The following is an 18,053-nucleotide window of genomic DNA, read 5'->3' as shown; positions in this document are numbered from 1 at the left end:
TCTAAAACTACAATCCATGAAGAGACTTCTTACTATCGAACTACAAAAAATATGGAAAAATAAAGCCAGTAGAGTTTTAACCCTTACCTATTTTATCTTACTCACCTTTATAGCCCTTATTGCTTCAATCAAATTTGACATCGGTATTTTCAAATTCCATTTAGCCGAAATGGGTATTTTTAATTTCCCTTTTATTTGGCATTTTAACACCTACATCGCTGCAATTTTAAAATTATTCTTAGCTATTGTCATCGTGTCAATGATGGCCAACGAATACAGTTATGGCACACTGAAACAAAACTTAATTGACGGAATGAGCAAAAAAGAATTCATTCAATCTAAGTTTTTAACCGTCGTGTTATTTGCTACTTTATCAACTCTTTTTATTTTTATACTTTCACTTATTTTAGGATTTAGCTTTTCATCGTACACAGAATTTGGAATTGTATTTTCTGATCTAGAATATCTTTTGGCTTATTTTGTAAAATTAATTGGATTTTTCTCCTTCTGTTTATTCCTTGGAATATTAGTAAAACGTTCTGCTTTTGCACTTGGATTTTTGTTTGTTTGGAATATTATTGAAGGTGTTATCATCGGTATTTTAACCTTTAAAATTTTCCCTCAAAGCGATACTGCTGCGAAAATTACACAATTTTTGCCTTTGCAATCAATGTCTAATTTGATTGTTATGCCCTTTACACGTTTATCGGTTGTTAAAAATTTAGGTAATCAAATAGGCGTTGAAAACACAACTAGTTATGCTGTTGAGCCAAGCGCAATAGTAATAGTATTGATTTGGACCTTAATTTTTATTTACTCTTCTTATCGTTTGTTAGAAAAAAGAGATTTGTAGTACCTTTATCGGATGAAAAATCCGGTTTTCAAATTTAAATTATTTACAATAATTGCTTGCGCTAGTTGGTTTTCACGAGCGCAAGCAATTCGTATTGATGACACTTTTACTGCCAACCAACTAGTACAAAATGTACTTACAAATAGTTCGTGCATTGCAACTCAAAATGCTAATGCTACAGGAGATGATTTTTCAGGAAGCAAAAAAAGTTATGCCTATTTTAATGCCAATGGGAGTAATTTTCCGTTCCAAGAAGGAGTAATTCTAAGCACATCTAGCAGTCAAAATGCTGCTGGGCCGTATACCAATAGTGAAGGTGAAGGAGATTTACGTTGGTTGGGTGACCGAGATTTACAAATAGCTTTAGGCAGAAATAATACCATCAATGCCACAGTGCTTGAATTCGATTTTACCGCCTTGACCAATACCATTAGCTTTAATTATTTGTTTGCTTCAAATGAATATCAATTGTATTTTCCTTGTGAATTTTCAGATGGTTTTGCATTTTTAATTAAAGAAGTAGGTAGCACGGAACCCTACCGAAATATTGCCACCATTCCCAACACAACCATTCCTGTTTCATCAACCAATATCAGACCTTTTACGCCTGCTTTTAACAATGGGGTAATCTCTAAACCAAGTTGCGATGCTATGAATCAGGAGTATTTTGCAGGCTTTAACTCTACCGCAAGCCCAATTAATTACAGTGCGCAAACTGTTATTTTAAACGCAAAAACAACCGTAGTTGCAGGAAGAAATTATCACATAAAACTTGTGATAGCCGATGATTCAAATGAATTATTCGATTCGGCAGTGTTTATAGAAGCCGGAAGCTTTCAACCGCAAATCAATCTAGGACCAGAACAAACCGTTTGTAACGGGGAATCAGTAGTTTTAGACACTGGCTTTAGCAATACTAATTATCAATACCAATGGTTTAAAGATGGATCAACTGTACCTATTGCAGGTGCCAACAACCCAACTTTCCAGGCTACTGATGCGGGAGAATATACTGCAAAAGTAACGCTCAACGGCTCTGGAATTACTGCTTGTGCAGCAACAGGCAATACAAAAATCACCTATAAACCAACCCTGCGCACCACATTAATGCAGTGCGGAGATAGTACCAATCAAGCATTTTTTGATTTATCAAGCGCTACAAATGATTTAAGAATTTCAGATAGTAGTATCATGACCTTTTATGAAACCTTTGCTGATTATCAACAAAAGGGAAATCTTATAACTAATTTAAAAAATTATTACTCGTCAACAACAATTATTCACGCCAGTATTGCAAGCCCACAAGGTAGTTGCCAGGACTATGCTGCAGTGCAACTCACTGTTTTACCACTAGACTCAAACTTGCCAACCATAATCTTGTGCGATAATGATGCGAATCAAGATAGTATTATGACTTTTGATCCCGAAAAAGTATTGAGTCCAAAAATTTCTCCTAGTACGGTAGTTGCGACAAGCAAACTAACATATTATTACAATCAAGAAGATGCTGCTATGAAACGTAATCAGCTCAACAATAATTTCACCACAACCACTAATCCGCAAATTCTTTATGTTCGTGTAGAAAACAATGCTAATTGTTCGGGCATTTACCAAATTGCAGTTGCAATTCAACCGTACACAAATGCATCAAGTAATCTTATAGAAACTATTATGGTTAGTGATTTTTCTAATAATAACACTGCTAAAATCAACACCATCCCATCGGGTAATTATGAGTATTCTATTGATGGAATTACTTTTCAAAGTAGCGCTACTTTTTCAAGTTTATCAGCCGGTAAGTACGTCGCATATGTCCGAGATATAGAAAATTGTAAAATCGATTCCCGTCAATTTTTAGTATTAGATTATCCCAATTTTTTTACTCCAAACGGGGATGGTTTTAATGATACGTGGTCCATCAAAAACCTTGAATTATACCCAAAAGCCACCTTATCTATTTTTGATCGCTATGGAAAATTACTCCGCGAAGTTTCAGGAATTAATACTGCTTGGAACGGAATTTATGATGGTCAACTTTTACCTGCAACAGATTATTGGTTTCGATTGGTTTTAGATCAAGACAACATCATAAAAGGGCATTTTTCTTTGAAAAGATAAATTTTTATTTGCTATTTTTAGCGCATGAAAAAAACATTACTCGCTCTCTTTCTGTTACTTTCGGTTGCTACATTTGCACAATTTAGTAAAACACATTACATACCGCCCTTGTCAGGCTCAGATTTAATTGCTGCTCAAGATCAATTTCTATACATCTCAACACCAAGTACAACTCCCGTTAAAGTAAAAATTAACGCTATTGGTGCTGGTACTACTGAAATCACCGTATCTAAAAATGCTCCAATTGCTTATAATGTGGGGTTTGGTACAAATACACAGTTGCATGCAGATCCTAGCCTTCTGAATACACCTATTTCAAATAGAGGTTTTATTATTGAGGCCGAAAGTTTGATTTATGTTGCAGCAAGAGTATTAGCAGGCGGAAACAATCAAGCAGGTTCACTCGTATCCAAAGGACTTTCTGCCATTGGACAAGAATTTAGAGTTGGTGCTTATGTGAATACGCGAACAACTAATAATGCAGTTTTCCGCTATACTTTTATCTCTGTATTAGCTACAGAAAACAATACGGTAGTAGAATTCGATGATATTAAAGAAGGGGTAACTTTAATAGGAAACCCAGGCGTGGGTAATACGCCTCCAAGTGTAACTCTAAATAGAGGGCAAAGTTATATTATAGCAACCGAAGATACTAGTTTAGCCAACAAAGATGGTCTAATAGGTGCCTTAGTTAAGGCAGACAAACCCATCGTAATGAATTGCGGATCTTTTGGAGGAACTAATGGTGACGTAAATGGAAATCTAGATTTAGGTTTTGACCAGATTGTACCAGCCACAATTGTAGGACAAGAATATATTTTTGTGCGTGGAGCAGGGCTAGATATTACAGAACGCCCACTTTTGGTCATACATGAAAACAACACAGATATATATTTAAACGACAGTACCACTCCTTTTAATACTACACCATTAAATGCAGGTCAATATGTTATTCTTGATGGTACAAACTATTCTGCCAATGGTAGTTTATATGTACGAGCTACCAAAAAAGTGTTTGCCTACCAAAGTGTTGGTGGTACAACGCAGGCCAATCAAGAGCTTTTCTTTGTACCCGCTTTAAATTGTTCAACTCCCAATATTGTAGATAATATTCCATTAATTGAAGAGATTGGATCAAGAACATTCACCACAAACAGTGGCTTAAACATTGTAACTGAAAAAGGGGCAACCATTGAAATTGCGATCAATGGAGTTCGTCAGCCAATTGGAGTCGCACCCCGAGACGTGATTGGTAACCCTGGCTTCGAAACGTATTCCTTATTTGGTTTAACGGGCAACATAGGCGTTTTTTCAACAAAACAAGTATATGTTTCGTATTTTGGTTCTAACAGTGCGGCTACTTACGGTGGTTACTACTCAGGCTTTGATATTAAACCCGAAGTAATTAGTGAGGGAATTACTGCGACTGGTTCCAGTTGTATACCAAACGTAACACTCCGTGTGAGTTCGCTGTCCTCCTATGATTCATTTGAATGGTTTTTCAATAATACGCGAATTCCAAATTCAAATTTCAATTTCTATAAGCCAACCCAACCAGGTTATTACCAAGTAAAAGGCAGTATTTCAGGATGTTCAACACCACCTGTTTTATCTGATTTAATACCAGTTAGCGCATGTACCACTGACATGGACAACGATGGTACAAACGACAATATTGATATTGACAATGACCAAGACGGAATTACAAATTGCACGGAGTCCTACGGAAACATTAGCGTTGACATTAGCAATCCAACTAGTGGAACTATCGTTATCGGTAATTACTCCAACTCTTTTACAGCAGCTACTAGCACATCATCAACAGCAAGTTTAACGCCATTTACAGGGAAAAATGATGGAAGTTTTGTCTCTGAAGTACCGGCTGGGAAAGGAAATTTTGTAACCTATACTGCTAACTTTAATAAACCAATGACGGTTGGAATTAGGTATGTAAAAACGGCAAATAGTTCTAATTTGATTAACGCCGATGCGGAATATATAATTAACTCAGAAGTAAATAAAAACATTACAGTTATAAACCCTACAGATCAACTTTTGATTGACACGAATTATGATGGTATTTATGAAAGTGGTGTCACTGAATTTTCGTCTTTCGAAATTCGATTTCGCCTAAAGAGCAATACACCTTTAGCAGCTGGCACTGGTACTTTTCAGTTTTTAACTTACTTAGCCAATTCAATCAAATTCACCCACAAAAATCTGTCTGAAAGCAGTAGCAATAAATCTACATTTGAATTGTTTGCAGGTTGTGTTCCAAAAGATTCAGATGGCGATAGTACAGCGGATCAATTGGATGTTGATAGCGACAATGATGGTATTTCAGATCTAATCGAGGCGCAAAACAATACTTTCAAACCTATTGCTAATACTGATACCAATAAAAATGGTTTAGATAATGCTTTTGAACCAGGCTTTACTCCTTTTGATAACGACCAAGATGATATTCCTGATTATTTAGATTTAGACAGTGACAATGATGGAATTCTTGATGCTGTAGAAACCGGAAACGACCCAGATGCTGACGGTTTGCGCAATTTTAGAGATCTAGATAGCGATAATGATTTATGTACCGATGTTATCGAAGCAGGTTTTATTGATTCAAATAATGACGGTTTACTTGGTGGTGTACCTATTTTGGTAGACCCAAATGGTTTAGTTACAAGCGGAACTGGATATACAACTCCAAATGCAAACTATTTGATAGCAGCACCAATTGTAATTAATACGCAACCTGTAGCTACGCCTACATGCGACATGCAAGGAACAACGATTTCTGTAAGTGACAATGGTGGGAATACTTACCAATGGCAAGTGAACACAAATGGAACAACTTGGAATACTATTTCAAATGGTGCAACCTACACTGGCGTTAACACCAGTAATTTACAAATTGTAAGTGTAAGCACTTCCATGAATGGTTTTAAATATCGTGTAATTTTAAACAAAATTGGCAACTCATGCGGATTAACATCTAGTGAAACTACCTTAACCGTTTACACACTTCCGGTAGTAAACGCGACTACAATCATTCAATGCGACGATGATTTAGATGCCATTACAACCTTTAACTTAACCGTGAAAAACACAGAGATATCAAGTAATGCCAGTAACGAAACTTTTACTTACTTCACCACTTTTAACGGCGCTACCACTGACGATCCATCAACTAAAATCAATACTCCAACTGCATTTACAAACACCATTCCAGCTAACATGTCGGTATGGGCTCGTGTTCAAAATAGCAATTCTTGTTTTAGCGTAGCCGAAATTAAACTGCAAGTATTAGCCACACAAATACCAAGTACTTTCCAAAGAAGTTTTGTGGTATGCGATGATTTTCTAGATAGTAATGGAGCAAATACAGCAGCAAATAATGACCGCGACGGTATTAGTGCATTTGACTTTAGTAGTACAGCAACCGAAATTCGAAATTTGTTACCAGCTGGAAATTACACTGTAAATTTTTACAAAAATCAAGCGGATGCACTAGCTGAAACAAATGCAATTACCGATATTTCAAACTACAGAAATATTGATTATCCTAATTCACAATTAATTTGGGGTCGAGTAGATAGTGATGTAAATAATGCTTGTTATGGTTTAGGTCCTTACGTTTCGCTAACTGTCGAAAAACTACCGACTGCAAATCCTGTTATAATTCCTAATCAATGTGATGACGATCAAGATGGCTCTTTTGTTTTTGACACCTCTACATTAGAAACTAATCTTTTACAAGGCCAAACCAATGTAACAGTTTCTTATTTTGATGCAAATGGAAATGTTTTACCGAGTCCATTTCCGGCAACATTTAGAACATCAACGCAAACAATACGTGCAGTTGTCACTAATAATACACCGAATAAATGTGAAGATGAAACTACAATTTCTTTTGTAGTTGACAAACTTCCACAAGCTTTTGCGGTACCTCTAGCATTAACAACAACGTGTGATGACGAAGCTGACCCTTTATTGCAAGACGAGCAGTTTGCATTTAACACAACTGGGATTGATCAAATCATTAGAGGAAATCAAACGGATATAACCGTGACCTATCTAGATCAAAATGGAGCAGCATTAACTAGTCCATTACCGAATCCTTTCATTACAAAAACACAAGAAATCACAGCAGTAGTTACTAACAATCAAAACACCACTTGTACAGCCACTACTGTATTGCGTTTTGTTGTAAATCCGCTACCACCAATAAACCTAAATTTGGATGGTAAAGATGATCAGCTTGTATGCTCAAACATCCCTACATTTATGGTCGAACTTAATGCAGGATTACAAAGTGGTTCATCAACTACTGATTATAATTACAAATGGTTTAAAGATAACGTACTTCTACCATTAGAGACTAATTATACTATAAAAGTAAATACAGCGGGAACTTATAGTGTAGAAGTTGGTACTGCTCAAGGATGCTCTAGAACGAGGATTATCAAAGTAACCGCTTCAGACATTGCAACAATAAACAGCATAGAAATCGAAGATCTTACGGATATAAGTACTGTAATTATTAAAGTAAGCGGTTCAGGTGATTATCAATACAGCATTGATGATAGCGAAAGTCTTTTTCAGGACAGTAATGAGTTTACCAATATTCCGCCAGGTATTCACGAAGTGTATGTAAGAGACAAAAATGGCTGTGGCGTGGTTAAAAAAATAATTGCGATAACTGGCGTACCAAAGTATTTTACTCCAAATGGTGATGGATATAATGATTTTTGGAATGTGAAAGGAATAAACAATGAATTTAATCCCAACACAATCATTTACATTTTTGATCGCTATGGCAAATTAATTAAACAAGTTTTAGCAACTGGCCAAGGCTGGGATGGAACTTTTGCGGGACAACCCATGCCATCTGATGATTATTGGTACACTGTAAAACTACAAGACGGAAGGGAAATAAAAGGTCATTTTAGTTTAAAAAGATAATCCTTAAAACTCTTTAAACGTAAAGCTATTCACGATTTAAAGTAAGAGAGCGTTGTATAAAAAGACGGACTATTACTTTAAATCGTGTTATAAATAAAATATCAATGAAGAATTATATCAAATATCTCGCAATGTTGATATTGATTTTAGGATCAATGACGAGTGAGTGTTTCCCTAATTCTGAAATCAGCTATACTTCCTATTATCAAGGCTTAAATTTCAAAAAAAGTACTGAAGCAGAAAATCTAAAAGGAACAAAATTTCTTTTTGACACCATTCATGATGTAAAATCAAGCTTTAAAATTACCTTTGATATTAATCCCAAGTATCTTAATCCAGCTGATGTTACATATATTACCAAATTTAAATTACAAAGTGAATTATTTCAAATATTGAAACCACTTCTGCATCAAAAACTATATCTAAAAGCATTATTTGATTTCACTAATTATACCCTTTAATTCCAAACATAGTTTGAAATTTATTTTTAAATCTTTTCTATGATTTAAAAAAACAAAAAGGTGTGTAATATAACGAAATAAAAATGCGTAAACTTAAAAATACAAATAGCCTAACTACTTGTAAAAGAATAATTACTGGAATAAAAAAGAAATTAATTGTAAGTCTTACTTCAATAATGCTAGGAATTGCGATGGGGTTAAATGAAAATGAAAGCGTACTTCATAAAAACTCAAAACAATCAGAATGGCAAAATAAAAAAGAATAAAAAATTCAAAAGATAATTTAAGTTTCTTCTGATTATTTGCCTTCTTAAAAGTAGATTTTCTTTTACCCCTGATGGAAACGGCATCCTTTTATAACACCCCTTTTTTGGGGTGGTATAAAAGATATAGTGTACAGCAGGATTAGGTTCAAAAAAAAAACCATCAACTTACGCTGATGGTTTTAAATACAATTCAAATAAATTAGATTTTGAATCTTTTTCTATCTGTTTCTGTCAAATATATTTTTCTTAAACGAATAGATTTTGGTGTAACCTCAACATACTCATCTTTTTGAATATATTCTAAAGCTTCCTCTAATGAGAAAATAATTGGAGGGATGATTCTAGCTTTGTCATCATTTCCAGATGAACGTACGTTAGATTGTTTTTTCTCTTTTGTTACGTTAACACACATATCATCTCCACGAGAGTTTTCACCAATTACTTGACCTTCGTAAATTTCAGCATTTGGCTCTACGAAGAACTTACCACGATCTTGTAATTTATCGATAGAGTAAGGAATTGCTTTTCCTTTTTCCATAGAGATCAATGAACCTTTGTTACGTCCAGCAATTTCTCCTTTGTAAGGCTCATATCCAATAAAACGGTGTGCCATAATAGCCTCACCAGCAGTTGCAGTTAGCAATTGATTACGTAAACCAATGATTCCACGAGATGGAATATTGAATTTTACAATCATACGCTCCCCTTTCGTTTCCATACTTAACATTTCACCTTTACGCATAGTTACAAACTCAACCGCTCTACCTGAAAGATTTTCTGGTAAATCAATGGTTAATTCCTCAATTGGTTCACATTTTTTACCATCAATTTCTTTGATAATAACTTGTGGTTGACCAATTTGTAATTCATATCCTTCTCTTCTCATTGTTTCAATAAGAACAGACAAGTGAAGTACTCCACGACCAAAAACCATGAATTTATCAGCAGAATCAGTTTCACCTAACTTCATAGCTAAGTTTTTCTCTAATTCTTTTGTCAAACGATCTCTAATGTGTCTAGAAGTTACAAATTTACCCTCTTTACCAAAGAATGGAGAGTCATTAATTGTAAACAACATACTCATTGTAGGCTCATCAATATCGATTGTTTTCAAACCTTCTGGGTTTTCATGATCAGCGATAGTATCACCAATTTCGAAACCTTCAACACCAATAATTGCACAAATATCGCCAGCGATAACTTGTTCTACTTTTTTACGACCAAGTCCTTCGAAAGTATGCAATTCTTTGATACGAGATTTAGATACAGTACCGTCTCTTTTTACTAATGAGATTGGCATACCTTCCTTTAAAACACCTCTTTCAAGACGACCAATAGCGATACGACCTGTAAAAGCTGAGAAATCAAGAGATGTAATCAACATTTGTGGAGTTCCTTCAGAAACTTTTGGAGCAGGTACATTAGCAACAACCATATCTAATAATGCTTCCACATTATCAGTTACATTTTCCCAGTGGTCAGACATCCAGTTGTTTTTCGCTGAACCGTAAACTGTTGGGAAATCTAACTGCCATTCTTGAGCACCTAATTCAAACATTAAGTCAAAAACTTTTTCATGTACTTCCTCAGGAGTACAGTTTTCTTTATCAACTTTATTGATAACTACACAAGGTTTAAGACCTAAGTCAATCGCTTTTTGTAATACAAAACGCGTTTGAGGCATCGGACCTTCAAAGGCATCCACTAGCAAACACACACCATCGGCCATGTTCAATACACGTTCAACTTCACCACCAAAATCGGCGTGACCAGGAGTATCAATAATATTGATTTTAGTTCCTTTATACTGAACTGATACGTTTTTAGAAGTAATTGTAATACCTCTTTCGCGTTCTAAGTCGTTGTTATCAAGTATTAAATCACCTGTGTTTTCGTTGTCACGAAATAATTGACAGTGATACATAATTTTGTCTACCAATGTAGTTTTACCGTGATCGACGTGAGCAATAATTGCAATGTTTCTAATAGATTCCATCTGAGATTTTTAATGGGTGCAAAGGTACACTTTATTTTCATATAAAAAATAATTATACAATAGTTTACATATACTTAACTCATTACGATCAAAAATCGATTGATTAAAAAAATAAGTTGAACACGAAACTTACTAGTTAATTAATTATTATTTATATTTGAGTAATGAAAAGCAAAACCAACCAAGTTACACTCATATACATAATCATTTCGCTTTTTGTAGCAATTGTTAGCTACAAAATTGCTTGGCATTATATCCAACCTCAACACCTCTACCTCTACTCTTTTGCTAAAGATTGCATTTTTATAATACTGACAGGAATTCTTTTTCGATTCATTCTAGCCAAAAATGACAACCGTAGTATTGCTATTTTCAAACAGTTGAAAAAAACAAATGACGAAATAAGAGAGTCAAACGAAAAATATGACATTGTAGCTAAAGCAACAAGTGACACTATCTGGGATTGGACACTCGAAGACGATAATTTCACATGGAATAAAGGAATTGAATCTGTATTTGGCTACCAAATTAATGAGGTCGGAAACACATCAACTTGGTGGTTTGACAAAATTCATCCCGAAGACAGCATTAAAATGTCAATTAGGCTTTACTCCTTCATTGAACAGAAAACTGAGAAATGGCAAGATCAATACCGATTCAAATGCGCTGATAACACATACAAATATGTATTAGACCGCGGTTTTTTAATCAAAGATGAATCAGGCAAAGTAACCAGAATGATTGGGGCCATACAAGATATCACCAAACAAAAAGAAGAAGAACAAAGACTCAAACTTTTAGAGACTGTTATTACACAATCAAAAGATTCTGTTTTAATTACAGAAGCACACTCGGATAAAAATCAAATTCCAAACATCATTTATACCAATCCCGCTTTTAGCCAAATGACAGGATACACAAGCGAAGAAATGTTTGGCAAAGCACCTAACTTTTTTAATAGTCCAAAATCAGACCTAGATGCACTACAAACTATTTTAAATGCTATCGACAAAAAAGAAGAATGCTTAATTGAAACGGTAAGTCTTTCTAAAAATAAAGAAGAATATTGGATTCGTCTTTCAATGATACCTATTTTTAATACTGAAAACGAAATCTCGCATTGGATTTCCATCCAAAGGGACATTAGCGAAGATAAAAAACGTGAAAAAGAAAAGGAACAATTAATTAGAGAATTAACTCAAAACAATAAAGACTTAAAACAATTCTCCTATATTACGTCACACAACTTAAGAGCCCCATTATCCAACCTCACCGGATTGCTCAATTTACTGGAAGACATGCCAATTGAGAATCAAGAACTTCAAGAAATCCTAACGGGATTCAGTAAATCTACCCATTTACTTAACGAAACCATCAACGATCTCGTTAAAGTTATTATTATTAAAGATAATCCTTCCATTAAAAAAGAGGACATTCAAATTGCTGATATTTTTGAAAATGTTTTCAATCAACTCAGTTTTCAAATTGAATTATACAAGCCAATTATAAAATTAAACTTTGCAAATGTTTCTATAATAAATACCAACAAAGCATATATTGAAAGTATTTTGCTAAATTTACTATCAAATTCTATTAAATACAAGTCAGAAGACAGAAAATTAAAAATCACAATAGCTTCACAAAAAACTGATGAAGGTATTTTATTATTATTTAAAGATAATGGAATCGGTATCGATTTAGATCTGCACAGAAATAAAGTATTTGGATTATACCAAAGATTTCATAATTACCCAGACAGCAAAGGACTTGGTTTATACCTGGTGAAATCGCAAATAGAAACGATGGGAGGATCAATTGAAATTGAGAGCGAAGTAAACAAAGGAACCACCTTTACATTAATATTTAAAAACAAAAACTAATGTTAAATCAAATTCTATTTATTGATGACGATCCCATTACGCTTATGTTATGCAAAAAAGTAATAGCCCGAGCTGACTTTTGCCACGAAATTATAACATCATCTAACGGAGAGGAAGCATTGCAACATTTCACGGCAATGAAAAAAAATAGAGATTTAATTCGTCCAGACCTCATTTTTCTTGACCTAAACATGCCTATTATGGGCGGTTGGGAGTTCTTGAATTATTTCGAAAAAATAGAATTTTCAGAATTTAAAACAATAAAAGTGGTAGTATTATCATCAACAATTGACCCCGAAGATTTAGAAAAATCAAAGCAATACGAAATGGTTATCGATTTTTTACCAAAACCAATTAGCACACAAATGCTAACCTACCTATCTGACAAAATGGGTTTTTAGTTCAACAAGGTAACACCATTCAATAAAAAAATAAAAACACTTCACATATAACAAAAAACAAAAAAGCCTCACAAATGTGAGGCTTTATTGTAATTGTATATCTTAAACTATAGTTTTGAAACTAATTTAGTTAATTTAGATTTCAAGTTAGAAGCTTTGTTATCATGAATGATATTCTTTTTAGCCAACTTATCAATCATTGAAATCACACTTGACAATTTAGCACTAGCATCAGATTTATCAGTAGCCAATCTCAACGCTTTTATCGCGTTACGAGTTGTTTTGTGTTGGTATCTGTTTAATACTCTTTTCTTTTCGTTACTTCTAATTCTCTTTAGAGCTGATTTATGATTTGCCATTTTATTGCTTTTTTTATCTTTTTATTATTTTTTTTAATTAGTCTTTGTTAAATAACTCAAAAGCTATTTTAAATAAACAGAGCATCAAGACTCAAAAACTCTGTTCCAACACTAAACTAAGAAAAAGTAGTAGCCCGTAGCGGAATCGAACCGCTCTTACATGGATGAAAACCATGCGTCCTAACCGATAGACGAACGGGCCATTATTCTAATTAAAGTTTAGAAAACTTAGCACAGTAAAAAAGTAGTAGCCCGTAGCGGAATCGAACCGCTCTTACATGGATGAAAACCATGCGTCCTAACCGATAGACGAACGGGCCTTGCTTCTCTAATGCGGATGCAAAAATACAACTATTTTTAGAACGCACAATAGGTTCTGCATTTTTTTTTATTTTTTTTTAATACGCCTTCGCAAAGAGCACTCTTCCCGCCGATGGCGCACCTGTAAGCACACAAACTCCCTGTTCTTTCTCTTGATCAAGAGGCACACATCGGATGGTTGCTTTGGTTAAATCTTTTATTTTTTCTTCGGTAGTTGCAGTACCATCCCAATGAGCTGATACAAATCCTCCTTTAGTCTCTAAAATCTCTTTAAACTCATCAAAATTAGAAACTTTTGTAATATGCGTATTTCTGTACTCTAAAGCTTTACCAAACAAATCGGCTTGAATTTGCGCCAATAAGTCCTGGATATAAACTTCAATTCCCTCACTTGAAACCACTGTTTTAGTCAGCGTATCGCGACGCGCAACTTCAAAAGTGCCATTTTCAAGATCTTTAGGACCTACTGCTATACGAACCGGAACCCCTTTTAACTCCCACTCCGCAAATTTAAACCCAGGTTTTTGAGTAGTTCTATCGTCAAATTTGACAGTAATATTTAATTTTCGCAATGCTAGAACTAAGCTATTCACTGCCTCTTTGATAGTAGCTAACTGCTCATCACTCTTGTATATTGGTACAATTACCACTTGAATTGGTGCTAAACTTGGTGGCAATACCAAACCTTGATCATCTGAATGCGTCATCACCAACGCCCCCATTAAGCGCGTTGAAACACCCCAAGATGTTCCCCAAACATACTCTTGTTTTCCTTCAGCAGTAGCAAATTTAACATCAAAAGCTTTCGCAAAGTTTTGGCCTAAAAAGTGCGATGTACCAGCTTGTAATGCTTTTCCATCTTGCATCAATGCCTCTATACAATAGGTTTCTTCAGCACCTGCAAAACGCTCTGTTTCTGTTTTTATTCCTTTAACTACAGGAATAGCCATAAATCCTTCTACAAAATCAGCATACACATTCATCATTTTTTCTGACTCTTCAACAGCTTCTGTTCGCGTTGCGTGCGCCGTATGACCTTCTTGCCATAAAAACTCTGCAGTACGCAAAAACAAGCGTGTTCTCATTTCCCAACGTACTACATTTGCCCACTGATTTATCAATAGTGGCAAATCTCTATACGATTGTACCCAACCTTTATAAGTAGACCAAATAATAGCTTCACTCGTAGGTCTAACTATTAATTCTTCTTCTAATTTTGCATTTGGATCAACGATTAGTTTTCCAGGTTTATCAGGATCGTTTTTTAATCTATAATGTGTAACTACTGCACATTCTTTTGCAAAACCTTCGGCATTCTTCTCTTCAGCCTCGAACATGCTTTTGGGTACAAACAACGGAAAATATGCGTTTTGATGACCTGTTTCTTTGAACATTCGATCTAATTCAGCTTGCATCTTTTCCCATATTGCATAGCCATAAGGTTTAATAACCATACATCCTCTAACCCCTGAATTTTCGGCTAAATCAGCTTTTACAACTAATTCATTATACCATTTCGAATAATCTTCCGCTCTTGTAGTTATGTTCTTACTCATACTGATATAGTTTGGCACAAATATTGCTCTGTTAATTTAAAATAAATAGTTCAGCAAAACTAACTATTTTTGTAATGTGCAACAATAAAATCTCCATATATATGAAAACTAGTACCCTTACTTTAAAAAATCGTGCGCTGCTATCCTCCATGGGGATTTGGTGCATTTTATTTGCATCTTGTGGCTCATATCAAAACAGTTCTTACTACGATTCAGATGGTATTTATGGCGCAACTTACGAGCGTGCACCTGAAACAAAAGTAGTAGTGGATAATAGTAGTCCGTACAAAGACTATTTTAGCTCTTTACAAAACAATGATCAAAAGGTAACCATTTTTACAGATGTAGATACCTACAATTCATACGATACAGAAAACGATTCTATCGCCAACAACAGCTATCCTGGATGGGGCAGCAATCCTCAAACTGTAGACATCAACATCTACAACAATGGTTGGGGCGCTAATAATTGGGGCTGGAATGGCGGTTTTGGATGGAACAATTGGGGATGGAACAATAATTTTGGATGGGGTGGATACCCAGGTTGGGGATGGAACAATTGGGGCTGGAACAACAACTTTGGTTGGAGCGGCTATCCTGGCTGGGGATGGAACGCCGGTTTTGGATGGAACAGTTGGTACGGAAACAATTGGGGCTATACCACAGCATACAACAATCAGGCATATACACGTAATGCTGGACGAAGAGGATCTTACACCACTACGGCAAACAATTCTGGACGAAGTGTAAACGCTTACAACCGAAACGCTACAATCAATAATGGAAGAAGAAGCGGTGAAACTTTCAACAGAAATGGCGAAACTTTAAATAGAAATAATACAACAACCTTTGGTCGAGGGTCAGCAACAAGATTTAGCAGAACGAACCAGACCGCTACACAAAGTGAATCCCGAAACAATATAGGAACTAATCGCAGAGGCTCTTACAATACACAAAACCAAAGCGAAACAAGAACATATACCCCGTCTAGAACCGAAAATAGTAGTCGATCTTACACTCCTAGCTCAAGCTCTTCAAGAGGTGGAGGTGGCAGCTACGGCGGTGGCGGTGGAGGAAGATCTACTGGAGGCGGCGGCCGAGGTGGTCGAGGTTAAAATGTGTAATTAAACAAAATAGATATAAACAAATCTTTGATTTAGATGAAAAAATATTTTTTAGTAGCAGTTTTGGGTCTTACCGCAATTGCTACGCAAGCACAAGAGGTAGGAGATGCATTGCGCTACGCCCAGGACAATCTAACAGGAACAGCGCGGTTTAGAGCCCTGAGCGGAGCATTTGGAGCACTTGGAGGTGATTTATCCTCATTAAACGTGAATCCTGCTGGTTCAGCCATATTTGCAAACAATCAAATGACTGTGACCTTAAGCAACTTTAATAACAAAAACAATTCAACTTACTTTGGCGAAACTAACGCAGAGAAAACCAATACATTCGACTTGAATCAAGCTGGAGCTGTTTTTATTTTTGGGTCAAAAAACAATGGCGATTGGAAAAAAATTGCAATTGGTGTTAATTACGAAAACACAAATAATTTTAACAATGGTGTTTTTTCTGCTGGAACCAATCCAACTAATTCGATAGATCAATATTTCTTAGCATTTGCAAACAGAGGCAACAATGGAGCTCCAGTACCACAGCAATTTGTTAACCGAGAACCCGGAGAAACAATAAGTGATTTGTACTCTTTTTTAGGACGTAATTTACCCAACACTCAATTTCCTGGACTTAATGGCTTTGATGCGCAGCAAGCGTTTCTTGGTTTTCAAGGTTTTTTATTGGATGCCGTTGATGAAAACAATGAAAATTCAGCTTATGTTTCAAATGTTCCGGGAGGAGGAAATTATTTCCAAACTAACGAAGTCTACAGTACAGGATACAATGGTAAATTATCTTTTAATTTATCTACCTCTTACAAAGATAAATTTTATTTCGGATTGAATCTAAATTCCCACTTTACTGACTACACCAAATCATCTTCATTTACAGAACGCAACAATGCAACTTTATCGAGTAACTATACAGTTTCAAGATTACGCTTCAACAATGACTTAAATACCTACGGAACCGGATTTTCATTTCAATTAGGAGCAATAGCTAAATTGACAAACGAAATTCGTGTAGGACTAGCGTACGAATCGTCGACTTGGTATAATTTAACGGATGAATTATCTCAAAGTTTAACGGTAGTAAGCGCAAATACAAGCGGCGAATTGCCTGCTGATATAATTGCACCGCAAGTCATCAATGTATACGAACCTTATAAATTGCAAACACCAAGCAGAGTAACAGGAAGTTTCGCCTATGTATTTGGAAAAAAAGGATTATTAAGTATTGATTATGCTTTAAAAAACTACGGTAGCACTCAATTTAAACCTGCTAATGATTTCTTTTTTAATTCGTTAAACAATGAAATGAGTCGCACACTAGACACAAGCGGAGAACTTCGCATTGGAGGTGAGTACAAAATTGAACGTTTAAGCCTAAGAGGTGGTTATCGTTACGAACAAAGTCCTTACGTTGACAATACTACTATTGGCGACCTAAATGGATTTTCAGCTGGATTGGGTTATAATTTCGGATCAACTAAAGTCGATTTAGCGTATGCATACGCTAAGAGAAATACGCAGCAAGGTTTTTTTAATCAAGGATTTACAGATGGCGCTAGCATTGACGCCATAAACAACACCGTTTCGCTAACGTTGTTATTCGAATTATAAAAAGATCTATCATATAAATGAAATCCGTTTCAGTAATTGAAACGGATTTTTTTTTAAAATCAATACAACCTTTTATAGATCCTTACTTGAAGACAACATCTAAAAATTGAAAAAAACAGTAAAAAATAGCTGTTTGAATAAA

12 protein-coding genes and 2 tRNA genes are annotated in these 18,053 nt (G+C 35.2%); 9 read left to right on the top strand and 5 right to left on the bottom strand.

Annotated elements, in window-relative coordinates; genetic code table 11:
* The first annotated feature begins 16 nt into the window (after positions 1 to 16).
* The 5 genes from ACXX8U_RS03975 (at position 17) to ACXX8U_RS03955 (ending at position 8,660) form a co-directional block, all read left to right on the top strand.
* Complete coding sequence (locus ACXX8U_RS03975) at positions 17 to 853, top strand: ABC transporter permease (protein ID WP_458564706.1); 837 nt, start codon at positions 17 to 19, stop codon at positions 851 to 853.
* Between the two features lie 12 nt (positions 854 to 865).
* Positions 866 to 2,971, top strand: a complete 2,106-nt coding sequence (locus ACXX8U_RS03970; RefSeq protein WP_458564705.1) for a choice-of-anchor L domain-containing protein — start codon at positions 866 to 868, stop codon at positions 2,969 to 2,971.
* 24 nt (positions 2,972 to 2,995) lie between these two features.
* Positions 2,996 to 7,933 carry an FIDD domain-containing protein gene (locus ACXX8U_RS03965; protein WP_458564704.1) on the top strand — a complete coding sequence of 1,646 codons (4,938 nt, stop codon included), beginning with the start codon at positions 2,996 to 2,998 and terminating at the stop codon, positions 7,931 to 7,933.
* Between the two features lie 104 nt (positions 7,934 to 8,037).
* A complete protein-coding gene (locus ACXX8U_RS03960) occupies positions 8,038 to 8,394 on the top strand; it encodes a hypothetical protein (RefSeq protein WP_458564703.1) in 357 nt (118 codons plus the stop codon).
* Between the two features lie 83 nt (positions 8,395 to 8,477).
* Complete coding sequence (locus ACXX8U_RS03955; protein WP_458564702.1) at positions 8,478 to 8,660, top strand: hypothetical protein; 183 nt, start codon at positions 8,478 to 8,480, stop codon at positions 8,658 to 8,660.
* A gap of 199 nt (positions 8,661 to 8,859) precedes the next feature.
* Here ACXX8U_RS03955 and typA read toward each other — a convergent pair whose 3' ends face one another.
* Positions 8,860 to 10,656, bottom strand: a complete 1,797-nt coding sequence (typA, locus tag ACXX8U_RS03950) for a translational GTPase TypA (RefSeq protein WP_458564701.1) — start codon at positions 10,654 to 10,656, stop codon at positions 8,860 to 8,862.
* Positions 10,657 to 10,820: 164 nt separating this feature from the next.
* Here typA and ACXX8U_RS03945 point away from each other — a divergent pair, with 164 nt between their 5' ends.
* Together ACXX8U_RS03945 and ACXX8U_RS03940 are read left to right on the top strand one after the other, a co-directional pair.
* A complete protein-coding gene (locus tag ACXX8U_RS03945) occupies positions 10,821 to 12,536 on the top strand; it encodes a PAS domain-containing sensor histidine kinase (RefSeq protein WP_458564700.1) in 1,716 nt (571 codons plus the stop codon).
* Entirely contained in the window at positions 12,536 to 12,937 is a 402-nt protein-coding gene (locus tag ACXX8U_RS03940) for a response regulator (RefSeq protein WP_458564699.1), read from the top strand. Before ACXX8U_RS03945 ends, ACXX8U_RS03940 begins: the two co-directional genes overlap by 1 nt.
* A gap of 107 nt (positions 12,938 to 13,044) precedes the next feature.
* Here the strand turns inward: ACXX8U_RS03940 and rpsT are convergent, their stop codons facing one another.
* From rpsT to proS, 4 genes are all read right to left on the bottom strand, one after another.
* Entirely contained in the window at positions 13,045 to 13,296 is a 252-nt protein-coding gene (gene rpsT, locus ACXX8U_RS03935; protein ID WP_166135008.1) for a 30S ribosomal protein S20, read from the bottom strand.
* Positions 13,297 to 13,426: 130 nt separating this feature from the next.
* Positions 13,427 to 13,498, bottom strand: a tRNA-Glu gene (locus ACXX8U_RS03930).
* Between the two features lie 46 nt (positions 13,499 to 13,544).
* Positions 13,545 to 13,616, bottom strand: a tRNA-Glu gene (locus ACXX8U_RS03925).
* 78 nt (positions 13,617 to 13,694) lie between these two features.
* Positions 13,695 to 15,173 (bottom strand): proline--tRNA ligase, encoded by a 1,479-nt coding sequence (gene proS / locus ACXX8U_RS03920; protein WP_458564698.1) that lies wholly within the window; start codon positions 15,171 to 15,173, stop codon positions 13,695 to 13,697.
* A gap of 101 nt (positions 15,174 to 15,274) precedes the next feature.
* On the opposite strand from proS, the gene ACXX8U_RS03915 reads away from it, so the two are divergent.
* Positions 15,275 to 16,288, top strand: coding sequence for a hypothetical protein (locus tag ACXX8U_RS03915; protein ID WP_458564697.1), 1,014 nt, complete (start codon positions 15,275 to 15,277; stop codon positions 16,286 to 16,288).
* Positions 16,289 to 16,333: 45 nt separating this feature from the next.
* Positions 16,334 to 17,911, top strand: a complete 1,578-nt coding sequence (locus ACXX8U_RS03910) for an OmpP1/FadL family transporter (protein WP_458564696.1) — start codon at positions 16,334 to 16,336, stop codon at positions 17,909 to 17,911.
* Positions 17,912 to 18,053 lie beyond the last annotated feature (142 nt).

Source organism: Flavobacterium sp. GNP001 (assembly GCF_054343775.1).
This window is presented reverse-complemented; position numbering and strand designations above follow the sequence as displayed.

What these genes read in the sequence shown, in the direction of transcription:
- ACXX8U_RS03975 (WP_458564706.1), top strand. Translation starts at nt 17, where the DNA reads ATGAAGAGACTTCTTACTATCGAACTACAAAAAATATGGAAAAATAAA.
- ACXX8U_RS03970 (WP_458564705.1), top strand. Translation starts at nt 866, where the DNA reads ATGAAAAATCCGGTTTTCAAATTTAAATTATTTACAATAATTGCTTGC.
- ACXX8U_RS03965 (WP_458564704.1), top strand. Translation starts at nt 2,996, where the DNA reads ATGAAAAAAACATTACTCGCTCTCTTTCTGTTACTTTCGGTTGCTACA.
- ACXX8U_RS03960 (WP_458564703.1), top strand. Translation starts at nt 8,038, where the DNA reads ATGAAGAATTATATCAAATATCTCGCAATGTTGATATTGATTTTAGGA.
- ACXX8U_RS03955 (WP_458564702.1), top strand. Translation starts at nt 8,478, where the DNA reads ATGCGTAAACTTAAAAATACAAATAGCCTAACTACTTGTAAAAGAATA.
- typA (WP_458564701.1), bottom strand. Translation starts at nt 10,656, where the DNA reads ATGGAATCTATTAGAAACATTGCAATTATTGCTCACGTCGATCACGGT.
- ACXX8U_RS03945 (WP_458564700.1), top strand. Translation starts at nt 10,821, where the DNA reads ATGAAAAGCAAAACCAACCAAGTTACACTCATATACATAATCATTTCG.
- ACXX8U_RS03940 (WP_458564699.1), top strand. Translation starts at nt 12,536, where the DNA reads ATGTTAAATCAAATTCTATTTATTGATGACGATCCCATTACGCTTATG.
- rpsT (WP_166135008.1), bottom strand. Translation starts at nt 13,296, where the DNA reads ATGGCAAATCATAAATCAGCTCTAAAGAGAATTAGAAGTAACGAAAAG.
- proS (WP_458564698.1), bottom strand. Translation starts at nt 15,173, where the DNA reads ATGAGTAAGAACATAACTACAAGAGCGGAAGATTATTCGAAATGGTAT.
- ACXX8U_RS03915 (WP_458564697.1), top strand. Translation starts at nt 15,275, where the DNA reads ATGAAAACTAGTACCCTTACTTTAAAAAATCGTGCGCTGCTATCCTCC.
- ACXX8U_RS03910 (WP_458564696.1), top strand. Translation starts at nt 16,334, where the DNA reads ATGAAAAAATATTTTTTAGTAGCAGTTTTGGGTCTTACCGCAATTGCT.